19 protein-coding genes are annotated in these 23,938 nt (G+C 45.6%); 7 read left to right on the plus strand and 12 right to left on the minus strand.

Going from position 1 to position 23,938, the window contains the following annotated elements:
• Positions 1-299 precede the first annotated feature (299 nt).
• On the plus strand, positions 300-2,558 hold the full coding sequence (locus tag K339_RS0122910; protein ID WP_028525697.1) for a S9 family peptidase: 2,259 nt from the start codon (positions 300-302) through the stop codon (positions 2,556-2,558).
• A gap of 78 nt (positions 2,559-2,636) precedes the next feature.
• Here the strand turns inward: K339_RS0122910 and K339_RS0122915 are convergent, their stop codons facing one another.
• Positions 2,637-3,767: a MalY/PatB family protein gene (locus tag K339_RS0122915; protein WP_028525698.1), complete on the minus strand. Its 1,131-nt coding sequence runs from the start codon at positions 3,765-3,767 to the stop codon at positions 2,637-2,639.
• Between the two features lie 2 nt (positions 3,768-3,769).
• Positions 3,770-4,978, minus strand: coding sequence for an ATP-grasp domain-containing protein (locus tag K339_RS0122920; protein ID WP_028525699.1), 1,209 nt, complete (start codon positions 4,976-4,978; stop codon positions 3,770-3,772).
• Positions 4,979-5,065: 87 nt separating this feature from the next.
• Between K339_RS0122920 and K339_RS0122925 the strand changes: the two genes are divergently transcribed.
• The gene (locus K339_RS0122925; protein ID WP_028525700.1) at positions 5,066-6,286 is read left to right on the plus strand and encodes an ABC transporter permease; all 1,221 of its coding nucleotides are present in this window, start codon (positions 5,066-5,068) and stop codon (positions 6,284-6,286) included.
• A gap of 95 nt (positions 6,287-6,381) precedes the next feature.
• Here K339_RS0122925 and K339_RS0122930 read toward each other — a convergent pair whose 3' ends face one another.
• Entirely contained in the window at positions 6,382-7,230 is an 849-nt protein-coding gene (locus tag K339_RS0122930; RefSeq protein ID WP_028525701.1) for a helix-turn-helix domain-containing protein, read from the minus strand.
• A gap of 151 nt (positions 7,231-7,381) precedes the next feature.
• On the opposite strand from K339_RS0122930, the gene K339_RS0122935 reads away from it, so the two are divergent.
• Both K339_RS0122935 and K339_RS0122940 read left to right on the plus strand, forming a co-directional pair.
• A complete protein-coding gene (locus tag K339_RS0122935; protein WP_028525702.1) occupies positions 7,382-8,389 on the plus strand; it encodes a phytanoyl-CoA dioxygenase family protein in 1,008 nt (335 codons plus the stop codon).
• Positions 8,390-8,760: 371 nt separating this feature from the next.
• Complete coding sequence (locus tag K339_RS0122940) at positions 8,761-9,180, plus strand: CopD family protein (RefSeq protein ID WP_028525703.1); 420 nt, start codon at positions 8,761-8,763, stop codon at positions 9,178-9,180.
• A 217-nt stretch (positions 9,181-9,397) separates the two neighbouring features.
• Here K339_RS0122940 and K339_RS34520 read toward each other — a convergent pair whose 3' ends face one another.
• Together K339_RS34520 and K339_RS34525 are read right to left on the minus strand one after the other, a co-directional pair.
• Positions 9,398-11,854 carry a TonB-dependent receptor plug domain-containing protein gene (locus K339_RS34520; protein WP_037301631.1) on the minus strand — a complete coding sequence of 819 codons (2,457 nt, stop codon included), beginning with the start codon at positions 11,852-11,854 and terminating at the stop codon, positions 9,398-9,400.
• 129 nt (positions 11,855-11,983) lie between these two features.
• Positions 11,984-13,687 carry a T9SS type A sorting domain-containing protein gene (locus tag K339_RS34525; RefSeq protein WP_157607712.1) on the minus strand — a complete coding sequence of 568 codons (1,704 nt, stop codon included), beginning with the start codon at positions 13,685-13,687 and terminating at the stop codon, positions 11,984-11,986.
• Positions 13,688-13,800: 113 nt separating this feature from the next.
• On the opposite strand from K339_RS34525, the gene K339_RS0122955 reads away from it, so the two are divergent.
• Positions 13,801-14,256, plus strand: a complete 456-nt coding sequence (locus K339_RS0122955; protein ID WP_028525704.1) for a hypothetical protein — start codon at positions 13,801-13,803, stop codon at positions 14,254-14,256.
• Positions 14,256-15,125: an alpha/beta fold hydrolase gene (locus K339_RS0122960; protein ID WP_028525705.1), complete on the plus strand. Its 870-nt coding sequence runs from the start codon at positions 14,256-14,258 to the stop codon at positions 15,123-15,125. Before K339_RS0122955 ends, K339_RS0122960 begins: the two co-directional genes overlap by 1 nt.
• A 41-nt stretch (positions 15,126-15,166) precedes the next feature.
• Here the strand turns inward: K339_RS0122960 and K339_RS0122965 are convergent, their stop codons facing one another.
• The 4 genes from K339_RS0122965 to K339_RS0122980 are packed head-to-tail and all read right to left on the minus strand — an operon-like array spanning position 15,167 to position 19,670.
• Positions 15,167-16,219, minus strand: a complete 1,053-nt coding sequence (locus tag K339_RS0122965) for a VOC family protein (protein ID WP_028525706.1) — start codon at positions 16,217-16,219, stop codon at positions 15,167-15,169.
• A gap of 58 nt (positions 16,220-16,277) precedes the next feature.
• Entirely contained in the window at positions 16,278-18,560 is a 2,283-nt protein-coding gene (locus K339_RS0122970; RefSeq protein WP_028525707.1) for a GH92 family glycosyl hydrolase, read from the minus strand.
• 33 nt (positions 18,561-18,593) lie between these two features.
• Positions 18,594-19,184, minus strand: coding sequence for an acyl carrier protein phosphodiesterase (locus K339_RS0122975; RefSeq protein WP_028525708.1), 591 nt, complete (start codon positions 19,182-19,184; stop codon positions 18,594-18,596).
• 9 nt (positions 19,185-19,193) lie between these two features.
• The gene (locus K339_RS0122980; RefSeq protein ID WP_028525709.1) at positions 19,194-19,670 is read right to left on the minus strand and encodes a deoxycytidylate deaminase; all 477 of its coding nucleotides are present in this window, start codon (positions 19,668-19,670) and stop codon (positions 19,194-19,196) included.
• Between the two features lie 64 nt (positions 19,671-19,734).
• On the opposite strand from K339_RS0122980, the gene K339_RS0122985 reads away from it, so the two are divergent.
• Positions 19,735-20,835 (plus strand): DUF922 domain-containing protein, encoded by a 1,101-nt coding sequence (locus tag K339_RS0122985; RefSeq protein ID WP_157607713.1) that lies wholly within the window; start codon positions 19,735-19,737, stop codon positions 20,833-20,835.
• A 3-nt stretch (positions 20,836-20,838) separates the two neighbouring features.
• On the opposite strand, the gene K339_RS0122990 is transcribed toward K339_RS0122985, so the two are convergent.
• The 3 genes from K339_RS0122990 to K339_RS0123005 form a co-directional block, all read right to left on the minus strand.
• Positions 20,839-21,612 carry an alpha/beta hydrolase gene (locus tag K339_RS0122990; RefSeq protein WP_028525711.1) on the minus strand — a complete coding sequence of 258 codons (774 nt, stop codon included), beginning with the start codon at positions 21,610-21,612 and terminating at the stop codon, positions 20,839-20,841.
• Between the two features lie 78 nt (positions 21,613-21,690).
• Positions 21,691-22,278: a Crp/Fnr family transcriptional regulator gene (locus K339_RS0122995; protein ID WP_028525712.1), complete on the minus strand. Its 588-nt coding sequence runs from the start codon at positions 22,276-22,278 to the stop codon at positions 21,691-21,693.
• Positions 22,279-22,398: 120 nt separating this feature from the next.
• A complete protein-coding gene (locus K339_RS0123005; RefSeq protein ID WP_028525713.1) occupies positions 22,399-23,928 on the minus strand; it encodes a SusD/RagB family nutrient-binding outer membrane lipoprotein in 1,530 nt (509 codons plus the stop codon).
• Positions 23,929-23,938 lie beyond the last annotated feature (10 nt).

Here is a 23,938-nt window from a genome sequence, read left to right on the forward strand (position 1 = left end):
ATTCTTCAAAATTATGTAATGGTCGTTTTATCTTTTTGAAAATTAGCAAATAAAAGCCACGATTTCAATAGGAAGCGACGTTTCGGGAAAATGATTAGACAAAGTAGGGCATCATGCCACCCATTCAGGTATTTTAGCATCAAAAATATGCCTAATCTTCAAAAAGGGCGCTTATTCCCATCATTTTGATAGGTAATTTCTTGTCAAGTAGCTAAAATAGTACTACTCTCTGGCAATTATGACACCACAAAAAAGGGAAAAGATAGCTAGGTTTGTAAAAACTTAAACCCACTCCAACCATGCAAACTTTTATTAGGCGCGCTTACCAAGGCTTGGTTATGCTTCCCCTTTTAACTGGGCTGTTGTCCCCTCTTTCAGTCTTCAGTCAAGGAACGGCAGAAGACTACAAACGCTCGGAGACGCTTAAAAACAAGCTAAAAGATAAAGTCTATAACGCCCCCGCTCAGGTATTTTGGGCAAAATCGGGCAAAATCGTTTGGTACGCCATTCAAACTCCCCGTGGAAAAGAATTTATTTCGGTCAACCCGCAAACCAAAACGCGTCAGTCTGCCTTTGACCATGAGCAGTTGGCTCAACAATTGGCCACGTTATCAAAAACCGACACCAAACCTTTCAGCTTACCTTTCAATTCCATTGCTTACGTCAAAGACGACCAAGAAATCGAGTTTAGCGCAGAAGGGTTTGTATGGACGTACGGGCTCACTACCAAATCTTTACGTAAAAAAGAGCCCATTCGCAACGACCCACAACGCTACTGGGCAGCCGCACCCAACGACCAACCCGAAAAACCCGTTTACTCTCCCGATAGTTTGTGGACGTCGTACATCAAAAATCATAACTTGTATGTTCGTTCGGAGAAAACAAAAACAGAATCACAACTTACCTTCGATGGCTCCGAAGGCGAATACTATTCAGGTTATGTACAGTGGTCGCCCGATTCTAAAAAACTGGTAGCCAACAAAATACGCCCCAACCAAAAGCACCTTATCTATTTTGTGCGTTCGTCGCCCGAAGACCAGCTCCAACCCAAACTCGAAAGCCGCGAATACCTCAAACCTGGCGATGCGTTGCCGATTCGTCGCCCGCATCTTTTTTTGGTGGAAGAAAAAAAACACATTCCCATCGACGACGCGCTGTTTAATCATCAGTACAACATTTCGAGGATTGATTGGCGCAAAGACAGCCGCGCTTTTAGTTTTGAATACAACCAACGAGGCCACCAAGTGTATCGGGTATTGGAAGTCAATGCTGCCAATGGGGCAATTCGAGCGCTTATTGACGAGCAAAGCCCTACTTTTATTGATTACAGCGGAAAAAAATATCGCTACGATGTGGCCGACGGCAAAGAAATTATTTGGGCTTCTGAGCGTGACGGCTGGAACCACCTTTATTTATACGATGGTGTGACGGGAAAAGTAAAAAAACAAATTACCAAAGGCGAATGGGTGATGCGTAACGTGTTGAATGTCAACGAAGAAAAACGAACTATTACCTTTGCCGCCAGCGGTATGAACCCAAAACAAGACCCGTATTTCACGCATTACTACCGAATCAATTTTGACGGTACAGGGCTTACGCCACTTACTTCCGAAAATGCCAACCACACGGGCGTATTTTCATCTGATAATCAACTGTTTGTTGACACCTATTCGCGGGTGGATATGTCTCCTGTTACCGTACTTCGCTCGGCAGCCGACGGTTCCGTGGTGATGGAGCTGGAAAAAGCGGACATTTCGGAATGGTTGAATGCGGGTTGGAAAGCACCTGAGGTATTTACGGCCAAGGGACGTGACGGAAAAACGGACATTTGGGGAATTATTATCCGACCGACCAATTTTGACCCCAACAAAAAATACCCCATCATCGAAAATATCTACGCGGGGCCGCACAGCTCGTTTACGCCCAAAACATTTATGACCTACAACCGAAGCATGTTTGAATTGGCCGAACTTGGGTTTATTGTGGTTCAATTAGATGGTATGGGAACCTCCAATCGTTCCAAAGCTTTTCACGATGTATGCTGGAAAAACCTCAAAGATGCAGGCTTTCCCGACCGAATTTTGTGGATGCAGGAAGCTGCTCGCAAATACCCTTCGATGGACGTAAGTCGGGTTGGGGTTTATGGGACGTCGGCGGGAGGACAAAGTTCAACGGGAGGATTGTTGTTTTATCCCGATTTTTATAAAGTAGCCGTTTCTTCATGTGGCTGCCACGACAACCGTATGGACAAAATTTGGTGGAACGAACAATGGATGGGCTACCCCATTGGCCCACAATATGAAGAATGTTCTAACGTGGTCAACGCCAGTAAACTACAAGGAAAACTGATGCTTATTTTGGGAGAAGTGGACGATAACGTTGACCCAGCATCGACGATGCAGCTCGTCAATGCTCTCATCAAAGCCAACAAAGATTTTGATTTTCTGATGGTTCCTAATATGGGACACTCGACAGGCGGCGAATACGGTGAGCGCAAACGCAGGGACTTTTTTGTCCGCCACTTATATAAAGTTGAGCCACCTGTTTGGAAAGAATAATAAGTTAGTGTCGAATGTCAAGTGCAGAATGTCGAATAAGGGTACTAAATTCGACATTCTGCACTCGACATTCGACACTTAAAAAATGGTTTTTATTCTCCGAACTACTTCTTCTAAGGTCGCTCGTGGACAGGCAAAATTGAGGCGAATGAAGCCTGCGCCGTCAAATTGTACCCCGTCTGATACACCAACGCCGACAGCTTCCAATTTTTGGGCAAAATCAGCGATACCCGACTCCCGCGTATCAATCCATGCCAAATAAGTCGCTTCTAATGGCACCATTTTCATGCCCTTCAACTGGTTGATTTCAGTCAGTAAAAACTGGTGATTTTGGCGAAGATAGTCCAACAATTCTTCGTGCCAAGCAGCGCCGTCGCGGTAAGCTGCCAAGGCCGCCTCATAGGCATAAGCCGAAAGCATAGGCATGAGTCCCGCTTTGGTTTTAATAAATTTAGCCCGAAGTTCGTCATTAGGAATAATGGCCATAGAACAGCCCAAACCTGCTATGTTGAAAGTCTTACTCGGCGCTAACAGCGTAATCGTTTGCTGTGCTGCTTCGGGGCTGAGGGTGGCAATCGACAGGTGTTTCTTGGTTTCGTCGAGCAATAAATCACAGTGAATTTCGTCCGAACAAATGATGATGTCGTTTTTAAGGCAAATTTCGAGCAGCTTTTCTTGTTCTTCTTTGGTAAAAACCGTCCCTGCGGGATTATGAGGATTACACAGTAAAAACAGTTTTGTTTGAGGCGTAACCGATGCTTCTAACGCCTCGAAATCAATGACCCAACGGTTGTTTTCTAGTTGTAACGGCACTTTTTGTAACGTACGACCTGCCGCATGGGTTTCTAGCATAAAAGGATGGTAAACGGGGGTTGCAGTCATCACCGCCTCGGCGTCGGTTGTAACCGTTCGGATAGACAAACCAATACCTGGCACCAAGCCAGGCAACCACACAATCCAATCTTTTTTTACATCCCAGCCATGGCGGGTTTTTAAACGTTCAATAACGACCTCATAAAGCTCATCGGGGCATTTGGAATACCCAAAAATGCCATGCTCAGTCACTTTTTGTAGCGCCTCCAAAATAGGCGGGGCGGCTTGAAAATCCATGTCTGCTACCCAAACAGGAATCACGGTTGGGTCAGCGTATTTGTCCCACTTGTAACTATTGGTATTTTTTCTGTCAATAACTTGGTCAAAAATGCTCATTATTAATGCGTTGGTTTATCTTGGGCGGGTGCCGAGGCGTGATAATCGTGGCGAATCATCTCGGCATATTTATCCATCAATTCCAGGACTCGGTTCCGATTGGGCGATTGCACAATCAGACCGACATGGTATTCTTCTTTCATTTGCCACACAATTTCGGGATCATTAAACGGCGACATATCGGGCCACTGTTGACGCGCCAAAGAGATAATGATGCCCGAGTACAAGTTCTGAACTTCGGGCAGCTCATAGTCTGCATTGATTGCCTTGGCATGTTCGATACGCGCCCATTCTTTCCACAAATTAATCCCCGACGAATAATCGACCATTTCGGCCAAGTGCGCTCCACCCACCCGCGAGGCCGTTTCAAGGAAATAAAATTCCCCATCTTCGTAACATTTAATCACCTCCGTGTGTGAGGCGCTGTAGTTCATCTGGAATGCTTTCAGCACTTGTTCGTTTACTTTCTTGAGCGCTTTGGCGTCTTTGGTACCAAACTCAACCGTTACCGAACGGAAAATACCGCCCCCGTGTGCCACTTCAAACGGCGTATTGAGGTATTGGCTACTTCGTTCAAAAATCACTTTTTTATCCAACGTCAGCGCATCTACGTGATAAACATCGCCTGGCTTAAATTGCTCAATCAGAAACATGTGCCGTTCTTCCCCAAGGCTGTGAATGGTGTTCCAAGCCTCGTCAAAACTGTACACTTTTTTGATGCCTGCCGCCGAGGCTTCGGCACGGGGTTTGATTACCCACGGCGCTTGGGTAGCCCTCAAGTACTCCGTAATCTCTACGTCGTTGAATAAACCCGTAAAAGCGGGCACTTTAATTCCTGCATCGCGGGCTTGAACGCGCATCGCCAATTTATCCCTAAAAAAACGTGCGGTGGTTTGTCCCATGCCAGGAATCCGAAAATGCTCCCGCAAAATGGCGGCCTTTTCCACATCAAAATCGTCCAAAGCTACCACACGGTCTATTTTTCGCGTGCGCATGATGTACGCCATCCCCTTGATGATATTGTCAAAGTTCGACAGTGTATTGGAGTCATCCTCTAAATAAAAAAATTCATCAATCGACTCGTAAGGCCATTCTTTCCCTTCCGTTCGTCTTGCGGTCAACAAATAAACTGTGTTGCCAGCCTCTTTACAGGCCCGCAAAAAATCACCGCCTTTAAAATAACACGTAATACACAAAAACGTTAAACTCATGGGTAGTTAAGGTTTAATCAGAAAACGTTAGTATTGTAGGAACTTTTCAAACTTACAAACTATCAAACATTCAAACAAACACCACTTGTGAATTTCCCCTTTTTCGTAGCTCGTCGTATTAGAGAGCCTCAGCAAACCACTTTTTCTGCGACGGTGTCTCGCGTCGGAATCGTTACCATTGCCTTGGGTGTAGCAGTCGGAATTGTTGCATTATCGGTTTTATTTGGCTTTAAAGATACTATTTACCAAAAAGTCTTCCTCTTTGGCTCGCACCTTCAAGTAAACAAACTTTCGCTCAATCAATCTTTTGAAAGTGCACCCCTCCCCCTTCATACCAAGCCTTACGACCAATGGCAACAAATCAAAGGGATTCGACATCGGCAGGCAGTAGCGCACAAAGCTGGCATCCTAAAAACGCCCGACGAGCTTCAAGGGGCGGTTATCAAGGGCGTGGGGCGCGATTATGATTGGAAATTACTCGCCGAAAATTTGGTAGAAGGGCGCGTTATTCAGTATTCTGACACCGCATACGCCAACGAAATTATCGTCAGTCGCATCATTTCTCAAAAACTCAATTTAAAACTCAATGATGAGGTCTTGATGTACTTTGTTCAAAATCCACCCCGCGTTCGCAAACTAAAGATTGTCGGTGTGTATGAAACAAACCTCGAAGAATTTGATAATCAACTGGTTTTGGGTGACATCGGGCTGGTGCAGCGCCTCAATGGCTGGGGGCCTGACTCGGTAGGTTCGTACGAATATTTTGTCAAAGATTTCGCCCAACTTGAGCCTACGGCCAAAGAACTTTACGCCCAACTTCCCAGCTACATGCGCCTCGAACGGGTTACCGACAAATACCGTCCGCTGTTTGAATGGTTACAATTGCTCGACCAAAATACGATGGTCTTGCTCGCTTTGGTATTTTTTGTGACTTGTTTCAACATCGCTTCCGTGTTGTTGGTGATGATGATGGAGCGTACGCCCATGGTGGGGCTACTCAAAACCCTCGGTAGTCCCGACAGCCAAATCCGTCGCATTTTCTTTTACGTGGGGCTGCAATTGACGTTGAAAGGCTTGATTATTGGGAATGTCGTTGGTTTGGGGCTTTGTTGGCTTCAAAGCAAGTTCCAAATCATCCCGCTCGACCCCGTCAATTATTTCATGAACACGGTTCCAATAGTTTTTGATTGGCCATCCTACCTGCTGCTCAATATCGGGATTCTGAGCGTCATTACGTTGATTTTACTCATTCCAACCCTCATCATCAGCCGCATTCGTCCAGCTCAATCGTTGGTATTTAAAAAATAGAGGTGTACGAATAAATGCAGGATGTGGTAACATTCTTTTTAAAACACATAGAAAACATTAGAATAAACACATAGTAAACATAGACATCATTAAACCTATTTACTCAAGTACCTTTTCTTAAACGACAAGGGGTTTTCACCCGTTACTTTTTTAAAGGTTCGGTTAAAATAAGACAAGCTATCAAAACCGCATTCAAAGCAGGTTTCCGTCACGTTTTTGTCCATTAAAAGCAGTTTTTGGGCTTGATTGATGCGGTAATGGTTTAAAAATTCGGTAAAGGTCAAACGGGTCATTTTTTTAAAATACCGACAAAACGCAGGGATACTCAGGTGGCACAAACTCGCCACCTCTTCCATCTCAATTTTGTGGTGAAAATGCTCGTCGATAAATCCATAAAGTCGTTTTAGGCGTTCTTGGTCTTTTTTAGTATATTGATTTTCAACGGGTTGGTCGTGTAGCAAAGTAATATCCGAGGCATTGGCCAGTCTTTGCAGTATTTTCAATATTTCCAGAAACTGCTCAAAAGGGGGCAACTCCACCAAGTGTCGCATTTGTTCTCCAATCATTTGCTTGGTATCAGCCCCAAAAGCCAAACCATGTTGCGCTTTTTGAAAAAGATGGGCAATGCTCGACAATTCGGGCGTGGTCTCAAAAGCAGCCCCTAAAAAATCATTTTTGATGTGTAAAACCACTTTTTCGTAGTCGGATTTGATGCCATAATCAAAGTTAAGGTGCGGGATGTTTGATCCAATCAGCACCAAATCGCTGCCAATAAAACGCGAAATGTGTTCTCCAACGTGCCGCATTCCACTTTCTGCCTCAATAAACACCAGCTCCAACTCAGGATGAAAATGCCAATAAAACACGTCGCTAAGGCGCGGGTTGAGAAGTAAACGAAATGAGCTATTTGAATCGGGGACGAAAGCCTCAAAAACAACTTTCATACGAAGCGGTTTGTCTATTTTTAACTTTAATATTGCCTAAAATTACTATTTATATCAATATAATTCAAATTTATGCAACTATTGGTGAAGATTTTAGCGGCTTCACTGCACTACCTTTGTATCATTATTTCTACTCAAAATAGTACATATCATGGAAACGCAAGCACACACAATGACCCCAACCATGGCGCCAGTTAAAATGGCCAATACCAACCACGAGGACATTCCTGGCAACCCTTCCACTGCGACAAGTAGTCATTTGACCCTCAACGACCGTTCCAATGGAGAACCTTTGAGGGTGTTGAGCGAAGAAGATTGGCAGTTTTGGATTCATAACGGTTACATTGTCATCAAAAACGCCGTACCCCGCGAGCAAGCGCTCAAAACCGCCGAGTTTTTGTGGGAGTTTGAAGAAAAAGACCCTAACGACCCCGAAACATGGTACGCCGATGTGGCACGCCGCCCGATGAAGATGAAGGAGTTGATAGGAACGGGGATGGTGGAAGTGTATAACAATCAGCATTTGTGGAACAATCGCCAAATGCAACGGGTCTATGATGCGTTTGTGGATATTTGGGGCACTGAGAAATTGTGGGTGACCATCGACCGCGCCAACTTAAACTTCCCCATTCGTCCAGGTTTTGAATACAAAGGCTTTATTCACTGGGATTACGACCCCGAAACAAAGCCCCAAAACGTGCAAGGTGTACTGGCTTTGGCCGACCAAACCGACGAAAACATGGGTGGGTTTCAGTGCATTCCCGAGCTGTACCGCACCTACGATACGTGGAAATTGACCCAACCCGCCGACCGTAATCGTTTCCAACCTGACGTGACAGGATTTGAAAACGACATTGTAAAAGTAAAAATGGAAGCGGGTGATTTACTGATATTTAACAGTACCCAACCGCACGGCATTCGTCCCAATTTATCAGGGAATAAAGTTCGGATAGCCCAATACATCTCTATGATGCCCGCCGAGGAAGAAAACGATGCCCTACGTAACTGGCGCATCAATTCGTGGAAAAATCGGATTTCGCCTGAAGGCTATGCCTTTCCAGGCGACCCCCGCAATTGGGAGCAAACGAAGTATGCCACGGCTGAACTCAATGACCTAGGCAAGAAGCTTCTAGGGCTCGAAAAATGGGTGAATAGTTAAATGAAATAGGTTGAACGCATTAAAATATAGAGAGGTATTTCATTGCTCCAGCGAGGCTACTTTTTTAATGCGTTTAACCTGATTATTTTGCTGTCAGCTCAGATAGCGCGAGGCTCCGCCTCGTGATAATTATTTTTAGGCTTCCAGCCTTATTTTAAGAATCCAGCACCTGCATATTTTGTATTTATTTTTGAAAACTTCCTGAATCCACAACAGCCAAAACACTTATTTTCAGCACACTACAGCAATTCCTTGGAAGTTAGTGAGAACTTTTCTATTTTGCCAATTCCAACGCAAAAGTTGTCTATAGTTCGGAGGTAGGTGCCAAGCGGGCATACGGCTAAAGCAATAAGTTTAACAAATAAATATATATGAGAGAGCTAATGCTAATACTTCATTTTATTGGCCTGACAATGGGCTTGGGAACAAGTTTTGCTCATGCCTTTTTGGGAATTGCCACCTCAAATATGTCGAATGACGAATCTACAAAATTTCAAATGCACTCTCTTGTGTTGAGCAGAATGGGACATATAGGAATGGCGCTATTAATCATTTCAGGTCTGTATTTAATTACACCATACTGGTCAATATTGCCATCATCTCCCTTATTAATTCTCAAATTAATTTTAGTTTTAATACTCGTCACATTGATTGTCCTTATAAGCTTCTCGACAAAAAGGGCAAAAAAAGGTGACGCGGAAACTGAATTGAAAAAAATGGAACAATTTGGCAAATTGACGCTAATTATTGGTTTAACAATTGTGGCTCTTGCTGTTTATATTTTCCATTAATGGGCAAAGGACTTTCTGTCTGTTCTTAGAGAATAAATGCAATAAAGTATCATGTGATATAAACAGTTAATAAGCCTCAGCCACGATGGACTTTGTAAAGTCTGTCCAGTGACAATTATCAGCCAAATAGACACTTTGAATATATAACCCAGTATGCACTTAACAAAAAAAGCCGCCCTCGATGAATTTCGGGGCGGCTTTTTTGCTTTTTAGCTACCTAATTAACTTTGAACGTACTTTCTTTCACGCCCATTGCCCCCGTAGAATTCATCCCTTCTACCCGAACTTTTACGTCGGTTTGGGCGTCTGAGGCAAAGAAAGAAACCTTGGCTTTGCCTTCTTTGTCCGTCTGTATCATCGGCGACCAATACAACGTAGCCCGAAAGTCTGGTTGAACGTGCTCAGGAATTGCTTTATCGTATTTGGGTGCATAAAATTCCCGCACGGGGCTGTAACCCAGTATTTTCTCCGTAATTACCCCCTCAGCTTTGTCTTGTGTCCAATCATAGTTAGAGCCTCCTCTTTTTGTTAGAATCGCAACTACGCCCCCTCCCCCTTGGCTACCATAAATAGCAGCGTTGGCTCCTTTCAAAATATCAACCGCTTCTACATCGCTTGGTGGAATTGAAATAATGGCATCTTTGCTCACGGCCATGCCATCGAGCAAAAATAAGGGCTCAACCGCTCCGCTAAAGTTGGCCGCTCCTCTGATTTGGATGGAGCGATTCATTCCACTTCCCGTCACTTGAACCCCAGGAACTCGACCCTGAATGACGTCAAAAATCGACATCGCTCCTGCTGTATTCATGTTGTCAAATTTTACGGTATTGCTTGGCTCTCCATACATCGCTCGGCGCGAATCGTCTTTGATGGGATCGGGTCGTTTGGCTTTTACTACCACTTCATTCAACAATTGCTCGCGACTCGCCCGAATTTGGCGCTCAATGCGCAAGTACTCTTCCGTACGCTTGAGGTATTCTGCCAATTCGTTGGGGTCAAATTCGATGGGATTGAAAGGTATTTTTGTAAAAGACACCTTGGCAGGTTGAAATGGATTAAGCATGATGGACAAATTTCGATTTCCGCGCTCTGTCATGGCCTGCACCAGCACCGTTGTTGTGTCGCGCACGTCGAGGTCATAGACCAAAAACTCGCCCGTTTCGGCCGTTTCTCCCATCAACACAGACCGCGTGCTGTCCTTCTGAACGAGCAGGTAGGTCAGTTTCACCTTTCCAGGCTGTTTTTTGTTCATACGCGCAACTTTTCCCGAAAATGAAATGCCTTGTTCTACGTAAAAAGGAGCAGGCGCCAAAGAATCTTTCAGTACTTCACTCCAATTAAAGCGTCGCCAACCTTGCGTCATCAGCAAAATATCCAGTTGCGTCGCCGAATTTGGGTTTGTTTTGTCAAAATAATAACTTGGTTGCTCAATGTTTCCTTTGACATCCGAAGCAAGCAATAAATACGAACGAATCGACAACGCGTGAGGCTCTTTGTCAAGCACCTGTTTGACATCGGTCGCCGCCAATGAAAAGTTGCCCATGACAGGATTGCCCTCGGCGTCTTTTGCCGTAATCTCCAATTCTACTTTTTCTCGTGGTTTGTACGCATTTTTATCGCTTGCGATTTGTAACTCAATCTCCCGATTGCGCTGAATATAAACCAGCCGCTCTGCCGTCGGAAGGTTATTTTCGTCAAAAACCGTGATGTGCGTAATTCCATCGTTCAAATTAGCGCGTGGGATGTTAAATAACACCGTTTTTTTGGCCAAAGTAGCTTTGGCAGCGTAACCCACTGCGCCACGGGTATGAACAAAAATCGACATTTCAGCCGACGGATTCAGCGGTTTGTTGTGGCGCACAATCACCCTGACATTGTCTTTATTGGACAAATTATCGACAGTCACCGTAAACCCTTCTTTTTTCACCTTAGGAATAGGGTATTTCACGTACTGTCCGTTGGGTTTTCGTACTTCAATACGGTACTCTTGGCCAGCTTCGGGCATAAAACTAAAAAATCCCATACCGAGGTGCGAAGTCGAAAACCCTGCCAAGGTATCATTGGTTTGGCTTACTACCGCCCCAGTGATTCCAACGCCTTTCCCTAGCGCATTGACTGCTTTGAAAGCCACCCGCCCTTCTAATCCCTGTACCAAATCTCCGCCTTCGGGCATAAATTGCACGTCAATGTCATCCGCATTGTGGGGCAAAGAAGTAACTGGTTTGTTGGACTTTAGTACGCGTACATCGCGATGGAAGTAAAAATCCTCCGAAAAATTGCGCATCCATTGGGTGTAAGCACGAAGCTGGTATTCTCCCGCTTGCAACGAATCTGCAAGGGCCATTTCGCCATGACCTATTCCCCCGTTTAGGGCTACTTTCTTGAGCAACACCACTTTTGACGTTGTTTTATCCACCAAATCAACGTACAAAACGCGGCTGACCGAATCGGCGGCATGGCTGATTCCGTACACCAAATAGGCTTTAAACCAAATCGTTTCCCCCGTGGAATAATAGGGACGGTCGAGGTGCAAATACGCCTTTTCAGCAGGATAAGTTTGTTGGTACTTTTCAAACTTGGCGACCAATTTGTCTAACCACTTGTCTTCCCAAGGAAGTACATTAGCCCCTAACAACACTGCGCTAAGAGCAACGAGAATAAAACTACGATACATGGCTGTAAACTATTTTAGTTTGGTTTTTAGAAATAACGCAAGTATAACTAACAATTGTGTACTTCACAACAAAAAAAACTAACCGAATAGTAAAATGGCAAAAACGTACCGTCAACAGACCAAAATATGTCACTTAATCAATACCTTTTCAGAAAGCCGCTTTCCATCCACTTCTATCTGGAGCAAATAAGTGCCCGTGGGTAGCTTAGACGCATTTATTTCGCGTTCGTTCACTCCTTTTTTCAACAATACCTCTTCTTTTGAATATACTTTTCCCGCGAGGTCAATCAGCCCAATGGAAGCCACAGCACTCGCCTCACTTTCTACCCGATAGTGAATTTTTTCGTGGGTAGGATTAGGCATTACTGTTATGTCTTTTAATCCATATTTTTCCTCCACCGACGTAATGGTATTCAAATCAAACGAGCACAAAAATACTTCGCGGCCTTTGAGGGTGATTGTTTTTTGCCAATTTTGAAAGCTTACATTGATTATTGTTTCTTGGGTATCCGATGAAACATAGGGGTTTTGGGCGGCAATAAGAATGTTAGAGCCTTTAACAACGCCGCGCCAAATGGCTGATTTTGCCTTCGATAATTCAAGGGCAGGTGTGGGAATAACCAACTGATTTGCCCCCTCAAAAAACTCCTTAAACTGCGACAAACGGTACAAACCACTAATAAAATATTCATAACTAGCGTAGTTATCTTGGCGGCTAGGATCGACGGGTGCCTCCCAAAGCCAAAGCCCTTTCGCCCCCGAAAAGAAAGGAAAAATGGCCGTTGCTTCTGCCACAAACGAAGGCACAAAAGGCACTGTTGGGTTAAACGCATCGTGGTAACGCATCCAAATGTAAGGAATCACGGGTTTGTCGGACCACACCCGATTGGCCTCAATTACAAATAGCAAATAAGCCAAATAATCTTTGCCCAAAGGAGAAGTATTATAGTCGTAATAGTAATAACAAGAAGGTGTGAGCAGGTTGAGTTGGTTGTAAAAAGGCCCTCCAGGCTGCCCCGACGTCGAGTCTTTCATCACGTGCAGTAGCAAATTGGAGTTGGTCGTCCAATCTTTCCAAGTTGTCAAATCCATGGCCAACCAATTGGTAAAGCTCCCCCGAATCAAAGCATCGCTGTAGCTCCCAATTTTGGTCGTTTCTACTGATTTTTTGCGCAAAAAATCAACGGGTGCAGCATATTGCCGCTGCATATCGCGTTTGTATCGTTCCACAAACTGCGCGTCGGTCAAGGAACGGTATGCCTCAGGAATCCTTGGTTGGGTTTTTATCGCCGCTATTTCGCGGTCAGTATCAAAAATCCGTTCGATGTCGAGTCCGACGATACTATAAGCCAATGGCTTTCCGCCCTGTGAATCTTGAAAAGCATCGGCGTGCCCACGAAGCTGGTTTTCCCAAATCGAATTGTACAAATTTTGATTATTTCCCCAAGGACTCCTCACCGCCCTGTCGGCCCACGGTTCGCTACTGGCTTCGGTGGCTACGTGGTACCACGTCACTGCCCGCTGCTCGAAGGGCAAGGTCACACTTTCATTTCCCGAAAAAGTAGCTAAATGGCTAAATCCGCGACTGAGTGGGAGCGATTTTGTATCGCCAAACCGTGGCCCTTCATAGATAATTGTAAACGGCAGCGAAAAGGCAGGAAATTTTTCCCATTCAATAACGTTATTCGTTTTGACGGGTGTCCATTGAAACGACGAAGTACATTCTTGTGCTTTTAGCGCTACCCCTCCCATTCCTCCAAACCCTGCCAGCACACAAGCAATTTTAACAACTAAATGGGTGACTCGAAACGGTATATTATTCTTGTTTTTCAATCGTATAAAGTTTAAAATGATTACCCAACGTCCGTCAACCAATATCCTATATCAACGGATTGTCTTAGAAAAACGCTAAATTTGAGCACAAATTTAACCCGTAATCAAAAGCTATGAAAAAGTGGTCGGTTCTTTGTTTCGTATTCGTGTCAATTTTTCTTGCAAATTGTAAGAAAGTAGAAGTAGGTGACACCCCAACTACGCCCGATGCAACGGTTAGTGTATTAACGACCAATCCTTGGAAAGTTACCAAAATCACTGACCTCAACGGAAACGTCATCGACAAAAACCTATTACCAACCGAAGTTAAAAGCTTTTTTGAAGTATATATTTATTTTAAGGAAGACAAAACGGTGCGTGCCCTCGACCCCGTCGCCCTAACGGTGCAGCAAGGTGGCGCTTGGGATTTGTTGGACAATTCTAAAACGTTGTACATCGACTTAGGTAAAACATTTAAGGGAAATTATCCCATTAATAAACTAGAGCGCGCTCGGATGAGTTTACGTCATACTGCTGTCTATAGTGGCCTCAATTTTGACGTATTTTTAGAACTTGTCCCCGCAATTTAATGCCATCTCACCCGCTTCGGTTTGAAACAGAGCCTCATTTTTTTCTGTCGGCAGAAGGTTGGGGAAACCCAACTCATCCACCCTTAATTTTACTTCATGGTGGTGGGCAAACGCGTCATTCGTGGGGAGATACCGCCCAAAAATTAGCAGACCAAGGTTGGTATGCCATCACTTACGACGCCCGTGGACACGGAGAAAGCGATTGGTCGGTCACAGGAAACTACTTGGTGGACGGCCTAGTCGGTGATTTAAAAGCAATTATTCACCAACTTGGTGCAAAACCCGCCCTCGTTGGCGCTTCTATGGGTGGGCTCACTGCCATGGTGTTGGACGGCGAATCGGACGAATCGCTTGCTTCAGCCATTGTCTTGGTGGATATTGCGCCCAAAGCCGAACAAAAGGGAATTGAGCGCATTTTTGCCTTTATGAGCTCACACCTCGAAAGTGGCTTTGGCAGCTTGGAAGAAGCCGCCGCTGCCGTTTCGGCCTACTTGCCACAGCGCTCAAAAAATTATGCCCCCAGTCGGTTAGAAAAAAATCTCCGTTTTCGAGAAGGGCGGTATTATTGGCATTGGGATCCGCAAATGCTCAAAGTGTGGAAAAATGCTACGCCCGACCAACAAATTGCGTACGAAGAACGTCTTTATCAGGCTGCCCAGCGGCTAAAAGCACCCATGCTTATCGTTCGTGGAGGCATGAGCGACGTAGTGAGCGAGCGGGTGATGGCGGAGTTTTTGGATGCAGTGCCGCACGTTCGGAGCACCACTGTTTCGGGCGCAGGCCACATGGTAGCAGGCGATTCTAACCATGCTTTTACCAATGCCGTTATTGCTTTTTTAGAGGAAACATACCCCTCGCATCGCTCTTAAAACCAAACACCACCGCGTTGTGCGATGGCGTTTGACAAATATTAATCTTTTACTTTGCCCCAACCCAAGGTCGCTACCATCCAGTCGGGTAAATGTGTTTGTTTCTTTCTTTTTTTCAAATTGAGATAAATTCCCAGTTTCTTCACAATCGGCACTTTGTGCGTTTCTACAAACTCAATCAGCGTGCCATCGGGGTCTTCTACGTACGAGAACCGTCCTGCGGCTTCGCCCATGTCAAACGAATCGGCGCTATCGACTGTAAACGGAAAACCATTGGCTTGGCACTGGTTCTTGAGGGCGTCCATGTCAAGGGCATCAAAACAAAGGTGAATGAAGCCTGCATCGCCCCAATCGCGGTCTTCAAAAATTTTGCGCGGCGTCCGATCCAACGCTTGTACCAGTTCGATTTCGATACCACCCAGTAACTTACCAAAAGCGCCTACTTTGCCCAGAGTTTTGCGTAACAACACCCGACGAAAACGTTGCTTTTCGACGCCCAAAAACGCAAAATCCTCGAAAGTGCCCGTTTGGTCATAGACGATTTGGTCGATTTGAAGCGTTCCTGCGTAAAAAGAAATGGCTTTGTCCATGTCACTTACGCCAATCACCGCTCCGCACACACCTCCTGTTAGGTGGCCATTGGGACGAAACCATGAGTCGTTGGGAACAATTTGAAGAATGTTATTTCGGAAATCGCGCAGCCAAAATTGCTTGCGATTTTCGGGAGAAGCACCTAAAGCTGATTTTTTCTCTTTGCTGCTGAGTTGGGTATAAAACGTAGGAACGTCAAGGCATTTAATTTTAATGGAGAAAATCCCTAAATCACCCAACACAGGCTCAAAAGTAGGTTCAACTGGGACGCGATTTTTGTACTGCCAAATTTCGACACCTCCGCCGCCCGCCATGTTCAAGGCCATGATGGCATGGCGACGACGGACTTCACCTGAGGTATAGCACGTCATCAATTTTGCGTCTGCTTCATCATTAAAAATGGGGACATTCAGGCCAAGTGTTTTTCTGTACCACGTAAAGGCATCATTGGCGTTTGGAACACCAATACCCACTTGTTGAATTCCGCTAATTAGTGCATTCATAAAAGTAGAGAAAGAGGGGGTTGGGATATGTAATGATGGCTAATATAACAAGTTTTTTTTAATATGAAGACAACTTATCGACCTCTTTCCCCCATTTGGGGTTCGGAGTTTCGCTCATTTCTAATTCTAAAACGCCGCCATTTTGAATTTGGTCGTGGGTCAAAAACGCTGTTTTCAAAGGTTTTCCATTCAATACCGCCGACCGAATATATCTATTTTTAGGGCTTTGCTTTTTGGCAATAAGTTGAAAAGATTTCCCATTGGCCAACCGTAACGTGGCTTCTTCCACACTCGGACTTCCCAGTACGTAGTAGGGCTTTCCTGGACAAACTGGATAAAATCCAACCATGCTAAAAACCAGCCATGCCGACATTTGCCCACCGTCTTCGTTGCCGCTCAAACCGCCCGCGTCCGTCGAGTACTCCTCTTCTACCAGCTGCCGCACCCATTTTTGGGTTTTCCAAGGTTCGCCGCCGTAGGCATACAAATACACCGTGTGGTTGCCTGGCTCGTTGCCATGCCAATATTTTCCTTGTTCAAACATGGTATCCAATTTTGCGATAAAACGCTCACGTCCACCCACTTGTGCAATTAAACCTTGGACATCGTGCGGAACAAACCACGTATATTGTGCAGGAGAACCTTCCGTAATAAATGGCACCCTTGTGGCAAAAGGGTCAAAATTTTTGCTCCATTGTCCGTTGGCATAACGTCCTCTTGCCCAGCCTGTTGTGGGGTCAATAACGTTTTTATAATTCAATGCTCGGCGGCGAAGTGCCTCATAATCTGCCGTTTTTCCTAATGCCTTTGCCAACGTGCTCAAACAAAAATCATCGTAGGCATACTCAAGCGTGCGCGAGGTTTGTTCGCGCTTGTGAAACGCTTGCCACACGGAGTCTTCGAGTGGAATGTAGTTGTATTTCAAATAGCTCACCAACGCCCTGCGTCCTTTGCCCGCTTCGTAGCTTTTGAGGTCGGCATTGGGCGTAAAGGCATTTTGGTGCAAATAATGATAGCCCTTTTGAACATCAAAACCGCGAATCCCTTTGGCATAAGCATCGGCCATGGCCGACGCCACGTGATCGCCAATCATGGCCGCCGTAAAATGATTCCAACACGGGAATATCGGCATCCATCCGCCTTGTTCGGCTTTGGTCACCAACGACTGCATAAAATGCGACGAACGCTGTGGTTCTAACAACGTATGGAGCGGCATTCCAGCACGAAATGTATCCCAAAGACTGAAGTCACAATAGTAGTCAAATTCCTTGGTTGTGTGAATTTCGCTGTCATCGGCAAAGCCTGGATAGCGCCCATCGACGTCCGAAAAAAGCCGAGGTGTGTGCTTGGTATGGTACAACGCCGTATAAAACAACGTTTTTGTCTGCTCGCTGCCTTTGATGGCCACGCGGCCTAGTTCTTTGTTCCATGCTTCGGCGGCTTGGGCCTTGACTTTGTCCAAGTCCCAATGCGAAAGCTCGTTTGCGAGGTTGGTGCGCGCGCCTGCGGCGTCCGTAAAGGAGGATCCCACCCGAACATTCACCACGGGGTTGGTTGTTACATCTATTTCTACATAAGCCCCCACCGACACCCGATTTCCAGCCCCTTTTACTTTTTGGCTACGGGGTTGAACTTCTCCGCCTTCCCACGTTCCGTAATTTTTAAACGGTTTTTCAAACTGAATGACGTAATATCCGCTAAATCCTGCCGATTGTCCACTGCCTTGGTAAATACGGTGAACTGGGTTATACACCACCAGTTCGTTGCGGTCGGGTACGATTTCGACGTACCCCTCGCCTTCATCGCTGTTGGGTTCAATCAATAAATAAGCAGGTGCTTTGTCCTGAAATGTAAATTTCAACAACCCCGAACGCTTCGTCGCCGATAATTCCGCTTTGATGTGCGCGTCAGTCAACTCAACCGAATAATAAGACGGCGACACCACTTCTTGTTGGTGCGAATACGAAGCAGCACGATCTGCGGGCGCAATTCTGAGTTTGCCCGAAATCGGCATCAGCGTCAGACTCCCATAATCTTGAACGCAGCTTCCGTTGAGCCAATGGGTAGCCCGAAAACCGTTGATTTTGGGGTCATTATAGTAATAGGGAGCAATACACTTGGTTTCGGTCGCGCGGGTCTGTGGAGTCCAGGTTGTCATGCCGTGCGGATGACCAATGGCAGGCGCAATTTGTCCGCGCAGCTCGCTTGCCCCTTCACTGTGTCGGCGGGCGCTTTCGGTGGTAGAGGGAGCCGAGCCAATCAAAGGATTGACGTAGTCCACGGGTGTTTTCTGGGAAAAACAAACAAGGGGCAACAGCCCCATCACTAAAAGAAGTTTCATTCCAAATCGCAAATGGTTCAACTATACCTCTATCTAAATAAGAAAATCTTCACAACTACTCACTAAATCAGGAAAAAACGAGCGAAAATAGCTTTCGTACAGCGATTCTCTTTGGGACAATTCTTCTCCTGCGTTTTCAATACCTTTTAAAAAAGCAAACCGATGCGACATTCCCCGAAACGAACGGTTCATTCCTTCGATAAATTGATAATGGTACAACCAGTCGTATTTGATCATCGAATCGACCAGGGTCCCCGCATCTGCGGGCAAAATAGCCCGATTGGTTTTCAAGGTTTGATAGACCTCTGCCACAAAGTCAGGCAAAGGCTGGGCGTGATAATCTTGAAAATGTTTGGCCAAAAAATAATCAAAGTACATGTCCATGACCACGCCCCGATACTTCCCAAAAGTCGGGGGCAGTGCTTGGCGGCAGGCCAACCCCACGGGATGGGTATCCGTAAAAGAATCAATGTGTCGGTGAAGAAGAATACCCTGTTTGACGGGTGTGGTGTAATGCGCATTCCGAGGGTGATCGAGGCGGCCTCGCACAAAATCGCCCAATAAATTGCCCACAATCAGCGGTTTTTGACCAAATGACAAATAAAAGTGTGCGAGGTAGTTCATGGCGTTTTATTAAGCACTTACGGCCGAATGATGACGTTCGACTTGCACCCCAAACTTCCGCAAAAACTCCACACCTTCGTCAATGCCAATGCCTTTGTAAGCGGCATACGAGTCCAAGAAAATGACACGTTTGATTTTCATGGTATAAATCACCCGCGCACAAGCAATACAAGGCGAAAGCGTCACATACAGGGTCGTACCTTCAAGGTTAGCGCCATTTTTGACGGCGTACAAAATCGCATTTTGCTCGGCATGGAGAGCCAACGAGCAACTTCCTTTCGAGTCGCGTGGGCAACCCGTTTCAGGAAACTCTTCGTCGCAGTTGTGCGTTCCTGACGGTGGGCCGTTGTAGCCAATCGAAATAATCCGTGTATCTTTGGTAAGGACAGCCCCCACTTGCGCTTTAATACAATGCGAGCGCCGTGCTAAATTTTGAGCCAATTCCATAAAAATATCGTCGAATGCGGGACGTTCCTGTGAAGCCATAAAGTTTGAATAGAATACCGTGATTGAACCAGCGAGAATCTGCAAAGTAACAAAAAGAAGAGGTATGAAGCATGTTTTAAAGGCAATTATGCACTGCCTTTTCTTGGGATGGTTGTTTCCAAACGTGATTTTGGCGCAGGTTCAAACCTTGACACTTCAGCCTGAACGCTTGAGTATCAGGCCCAATGGCTATTATATTGCGCAGGTAGTGGATGAGCGCGCCGTCACCACCAACATTGGCAAAATTTGGAGTCGCCCACAGCCCATGACGGCCGTGCTGCAAGGAGGAACGGCCAAGGCCATTGAAGTTTTTTTGAACCGTGCCTTCAATCCTGCCAAAACCGACACCTTGGTGCCGATCATTGTCGTTATCAAAGAACTTCGCATCAGCGAAACCCTTACGCCTGCCAACCGCGTCAACGGTGAAATCAAATTGGGGCTCAACTTCGAGACATATCGAGAAGGAAAACGGGTAGCACTGACTGGCGCAAGCGCAGCAAGTACCTACACGCGCTCGGGCGTAACGCCCGAAGATGTCATCGAGTCTATGTTAAGAAAACTCATTGAAAATCAACTCAAAGGCTTTAACAGTTGGTTTTCCAAAGGCATTAAAACTTCCGACGTATTTGTGCGAGAGGTGAAGCTGATTTTTGAAGATGATTTACCAATCTCCGACGGCGACACGCTGTATTATCATTCTGAACGCCCCTTGGTGTGGAAAGATTTTTTGGGCGCCCCCAGCGTATTAAGCCGATGGGCAGCCCAAATTTTTACCAGTTTTGGTTTTGAAGCCAGGTCTTCCGTCAGCAATCGGGTGTTGGAGCTACGGGTGAAGACCAAAGTTTGGATGGACAAAACGATTTCGTGGGTGAGACAAGACTCAAAAAATGACTACGTGCTTGACCACGAACAACTGCACTTTGACATTACCCGTTTGATTTCGGAGCGCTTCCGACGGCATTTAAAAACGATGGCCATTTCTTCGGAAGATTTCAGCAGCGAAATCCAGTACCAGTACATCGAATATTACCGAAAACACACCGAACTTCAACAACGCTACGACGAGGAGACGGCCCACGGCATCAACAAACCCCAGCAAGCCGAATGGGCAAAAAAAGTGCGGGACGAATTGCGGAGCTACGGCATCAAACCCGCCCGTCCGTGAGCATTACGCTACTTTTTTAATCCAATTTAGCACATAGCCAGCCACCTCTTCCCAGCCTTTTTCACCCGCTATGAAGTGACTTCTTCCCTCAAATTCTTTGAAATCAACAAGGCTGTTTTTGTCTTTGTACGAACCTGCGATACGTTTTGTAAACGAAGAGGCAAAAATCGCATCTTTCGCTCCGCCAATAAACAACAAAGGTTGGTGTGGCTTTTTGAAGTCGATGTTGGCAAATGAACTCAACAGCGTATCACGGGCTATTTTTCTACTTTCGGGAACTGCAATTTGGTCGTACAAACGGTCGCTTTCCTCTTTGGTATAGTTGTTAAAAAAGGCTTTGTGATACCATTCTTTTGTGCCAAGATAAGGCTGATTTCCTTTGAAGAAATTGACAACGGGCAGTACAATTTTAACCGTTGCCCAAGGCGCCAACACGTTTTTTGGAGGTGCGCCGTCGATGCTAACGCCCGCCACGGCTTTGTCCATTTCGATCAATTTTTGAACCACTAACCCAGCCAACGAGTGCCCAACCACGATGGGTTTTTCGGGTAGGGTGTCAATGAGGTTCACGATGTTCATCACAACGTCTTCAAAGCCCGTTTTAGTCAGGTCGGGATGAACCGTTGTGCGCAATTGCGATGGCGCTCCTTCATGCCCTGGATTGGCAGGGGTATAAACTTTGTACCCTTGCGCTTCAAAATAAGTTTTCCATTGTTCCCAGCTTGTGTTGTTTACAAAAAGCCCGTGAATAAGTACGATTGTTTTGGTCGATTTCATGTTCGTAAGTGTTTGATTTTGATGACACAAAGGTCTCACCCAGAACTGACAATAATTTTAACCTGGGTTAAAATCGCATTACTTACGCGCCAATCTTTTTCGGATACGGCTCAACGACGGCCCTTGTATTCCCAAATAAGAAGAAATATGGTACAGCGGCACATGGTTGAAGATGTCGGGGTGCTGCGCTATTAATTCAAGGTAGCGTTGTTCGGGCGATTTAAACAAAAAACCTTCCAGTCGTCCCATGCTGATATTGAACGCCTCTTGGGCCAGCAACCTCCCAAACTTTTCCCAAGTATGTGACTGTTTGTACAAGGTTAACAGGTCAAGGATGTTGATAAAAATCACCGTAGCGTCGGTCAGGGCTTGGGTATGATAGTCGCAGGGGGCTTGGTTGATAAAGCTTTTAAAAGACACCACAAAGCCGTTGGCCGAATACAAAAAAACGTTTTTTTCCTCTCCCGTTGCTTCATCAACAGTAAATGACCGAAACACCCCCGACGTGACAAAACCCAAATCTTTACAGATGGTGCGGTGTCGATTGTAGTACTCTCCTTTTTTGTAGGTTTTTGGCTTCCAATACGACGCAGAAAGCTCAAATTCTTCGGCAGTTAGACCCGCAAACTGCTGGAGTGCCATTTGTAATTTTTCAATGTCTGTCATTTCATTGGGTGATTTAGAAACTATGGCTTATCGTTTAAAATTAGAAGTAGATGGCCACAAAAACAACAACCCGCACGAGAATCGCGCGGGTTGTTGGTACTATTTGGAAACCTTACTTACTTATTGAAGAATCCACATGGTTTTGTTGTAATCGTCGTTACCAGCGTATTGCGACTGAATCGCGCTGTTTACGTTTGCCGTGTTGTAATCAAGCTCCTTTTGTGGGTAAATCCAACGAACTGGAAACTTGTCGGCAGGTACGTTCAAGTTTGACTTAGGATTAAGCGGGAACACTGGGAAACCAGTACGACGGTTTTCGAAAAACGCATCAAATGGCGCGTGGAGCATAAATGTGCTCAAATAACGCTGCGTGATGATTTGTTCCAACTGAACCGCTTCACTTGCCGTCGTTTTCAACTTCACTTTATCAGAAGCCACGTACGCATCAATGTACGCATCGGTCATTTTACGTTTGTGGTGGAATAGCTCGTTGTCAGGCGTAAATCCAGCCGTAAACTTCATGCTTGCCTTGATACCATCGGTGTAATGCGTGCTTGCCGAGCTTGTAATCCAGCCGCGTAGCGCGCCTTCAGCCAGCATAAACTTAGCCATGGCGTAGCTCAATACATATACAGGTTCTGCGTTGGCCAATTCCAAATAGCGGCTATTTACGTTTGAATAATCCTTACCCCCAAAAATGGTTGTCAACTCCGCATACACCATCGAAGGGTCAAAACCTAAATACGAATCCCAGCTATCAATCGCTGCCCCTTTCGAGATTTTAACTGGCGAAGGATCGGCGTAGTAGAACAAGCGATAATCCTCCAACGCTTTGAGTTTATCCACTACCACGGTTGTCATCATGGTATATAAGCGCGTCGTATTGCCCAGTTTGTAGAATGGATAACGTTGCCCAGCCAAGTCCGAATAAGTCACCTGGAAGTTATCAGCGTTGCTTTCAAAGATAGGTTTGGTCGTAACGATGGTGTTAAAACGCTCTTTTACTTTCAAATCGGCCTCGCCCGTTTTGCGGTACAAATGCAACAACACCTGAAGTTCAAAAGTATTGACCAACTTTCTCCATTTGGTAATGTCTCCGCCGTAGATAGGATCACCGTCGAATTTGATACCAGCAGCAAACAATTTATCCGCTTCCTCTAGTTCGTTCAATACCCCTACCATTACTTCTTTCTGGGTCGAATATTTAGGGTTCAATGTCCCTTTTTCGCCCAACAACGCCTCAGCATAAGGAATATCTCCCAACTGCATCGTTAGCCAGAAGAACTTGCTCGCTTTCACAAATTTACCAAGAGCCGTGTAAGAGTTTTTGTAAGCCCCCGCAGGTGACAGTTCAATCATCTTATCGACGTTGTTCAACACCGCAAGGCCGTCAAAACTTGCTCTCCCAAGATAATTGTATTGGGCGTTTTCGGGAAATTCCATACGGATGATGGATTTTCCGTTCATCATAGACGAGATGCTTCCGAGTGAGTTTCTCGTTACATCAAGGATCAGCGTAGTGGCCAACATAGGCGCCGACGCTTTGGTCGCCGCGTTGGGATTGGTATTGATCTCATCAAAGTTTGAGCAACTGCTCATTGACAGACCCGCCACCGCGATTAAAAAGTATTTTTTCAATGTAAATTTCATACCTAATTCT

Source organism: Runella limosa DSM 17973 (genome assembly GCF_000482465.1).
In the GTDB taxonomy this organism is placed as follows: Bacteria; Bacteroidota; Bacteroidia; order Cytophagales; family Spirosomataceae; genus Runella; species Runella limosa.

Excerpts from the sequence above, each read along its gene's own strand:
- K339_RS0122930 (WP_028525701.1), bottom strand. The coding sequence starts at position 7,230 with ATGAAAGTTGTTTTTGAGGCTTTCGTCCCCGATTCAAATAGCTCATTT.
- K339_RS0122935 (WP_028525702.1), top strand. The coding sequence starts at position 7,382 with ATGGAAACGCAAGCACACACAATGACCCCAACCATGGCGCCAGTTAAA.
- K339_RS0122960 (WP_028525705.1), top strand. The coding sequence starts at position 14,256 with ATGCCATCTCACCCGCTTCGGTTTGAAACAGAGCCTCATTTTTTTCTG.
- K339_RS0122910 (WP_028525697.1), top strand. The coding sequence starts at position 300 with ATGCAAACTTTTATTAGGCGCGCTTACCAAGGCTTGGTTATGCTTCCC.
- K339_RS0122965 (WP_028525706.1), bottom strand. The coding sequence starts at position 16,219 with ATGAATGCACTAATTAGCGGAATTCAACAAGTGGGTATTGGTGTTCCA.
- K339_RS0122955 (WP_028525704.1), top strand. The coding sequence starts at position 13,801 with ATGAAAAAGTGGTCGGTTCTTTGTTTCGTATTCGTGTCAATTTTTCTT.
- K339_RS0123005 (WP_028525713.1), bottom strand. The coding sequence starts at position 23,928 with ATGAAATTTACATTGAAAAAATACTTTTTAATCGCGGTGGCGGGTCTG.
- K339_RS34520 (WP_037301631.1), bottom strand. The coding sequence starts at position 11,854 with ATGTATCGTAGTTTTATTCTCGTTGCTCTTAGCGCAGTGTTGTTAGGG.
- K339_RS0122920 (WP_028525699.1), bottom strand. The coding sequence starts at position 4,978 with ATGAGTTTAACGTTTTTGTGTATTACGTGTTATTTTAAAGGCGGTGAT.
- K339_RS0122995 (WP_028525712.1), bottom strand. The coding sequence starts at position 22,278 with ATGACAGACATTGAAAAATTACAAATGGCACTCCAGCAGTTTGCGGGT.
- K339_RS0122980 (WP_028525709.1), bottom strand. The coding sequence starts at position 19,670 with ATGGCTTCACAGGAACGTCCCGCATTCGACGATATTTTTATGGAATTG.
- K339_RS0122940 (WP_028525703.1), top strand. The coding sequence starts at position 8,761 with ATGAGAGAGCTAATGCTAATACTTCATTTTATTGGCCTGACAATGGGC.
- K339_RS0122970 (WP_028525707.1), bottom strand. The coding sequence starts at position 18,560 with ATGAAACTTCTTTTAGTGATGGGGCTGTTGCCCCTTGTTTGTTTTTCC.
- K339_RS0122985 (WP_157607713.1), top strand. The coding sequence starts at position 19,735 with ATGAAGCATGTTTTAAAGGCAATTATGCACTGCCTTTTCTTGGGATGG.
- K339_RS0122990 (WP_028525711.1), bottom strand. The coding sequence starts at position 21,612 with ATGAAATCGACCAAAACAATCGTACTTATTCACGGGCTTTTTGTAAAC.
- K339_RS0122915 (WP_028525698.1), bottom strand. The coding sequence starts at position 3,767 with ATGAGCATTTTTGACCAAGTTATTGACAGAAAAAATACCAATAGTTAC.
- K339_RS0122975 (WP_028525708.1), bottom strand. The coding sequence starts at position 19,184 with ATGAACTACCTCGCACACTTTTATTTGTCATTTGGTCAAAAACCGCTG.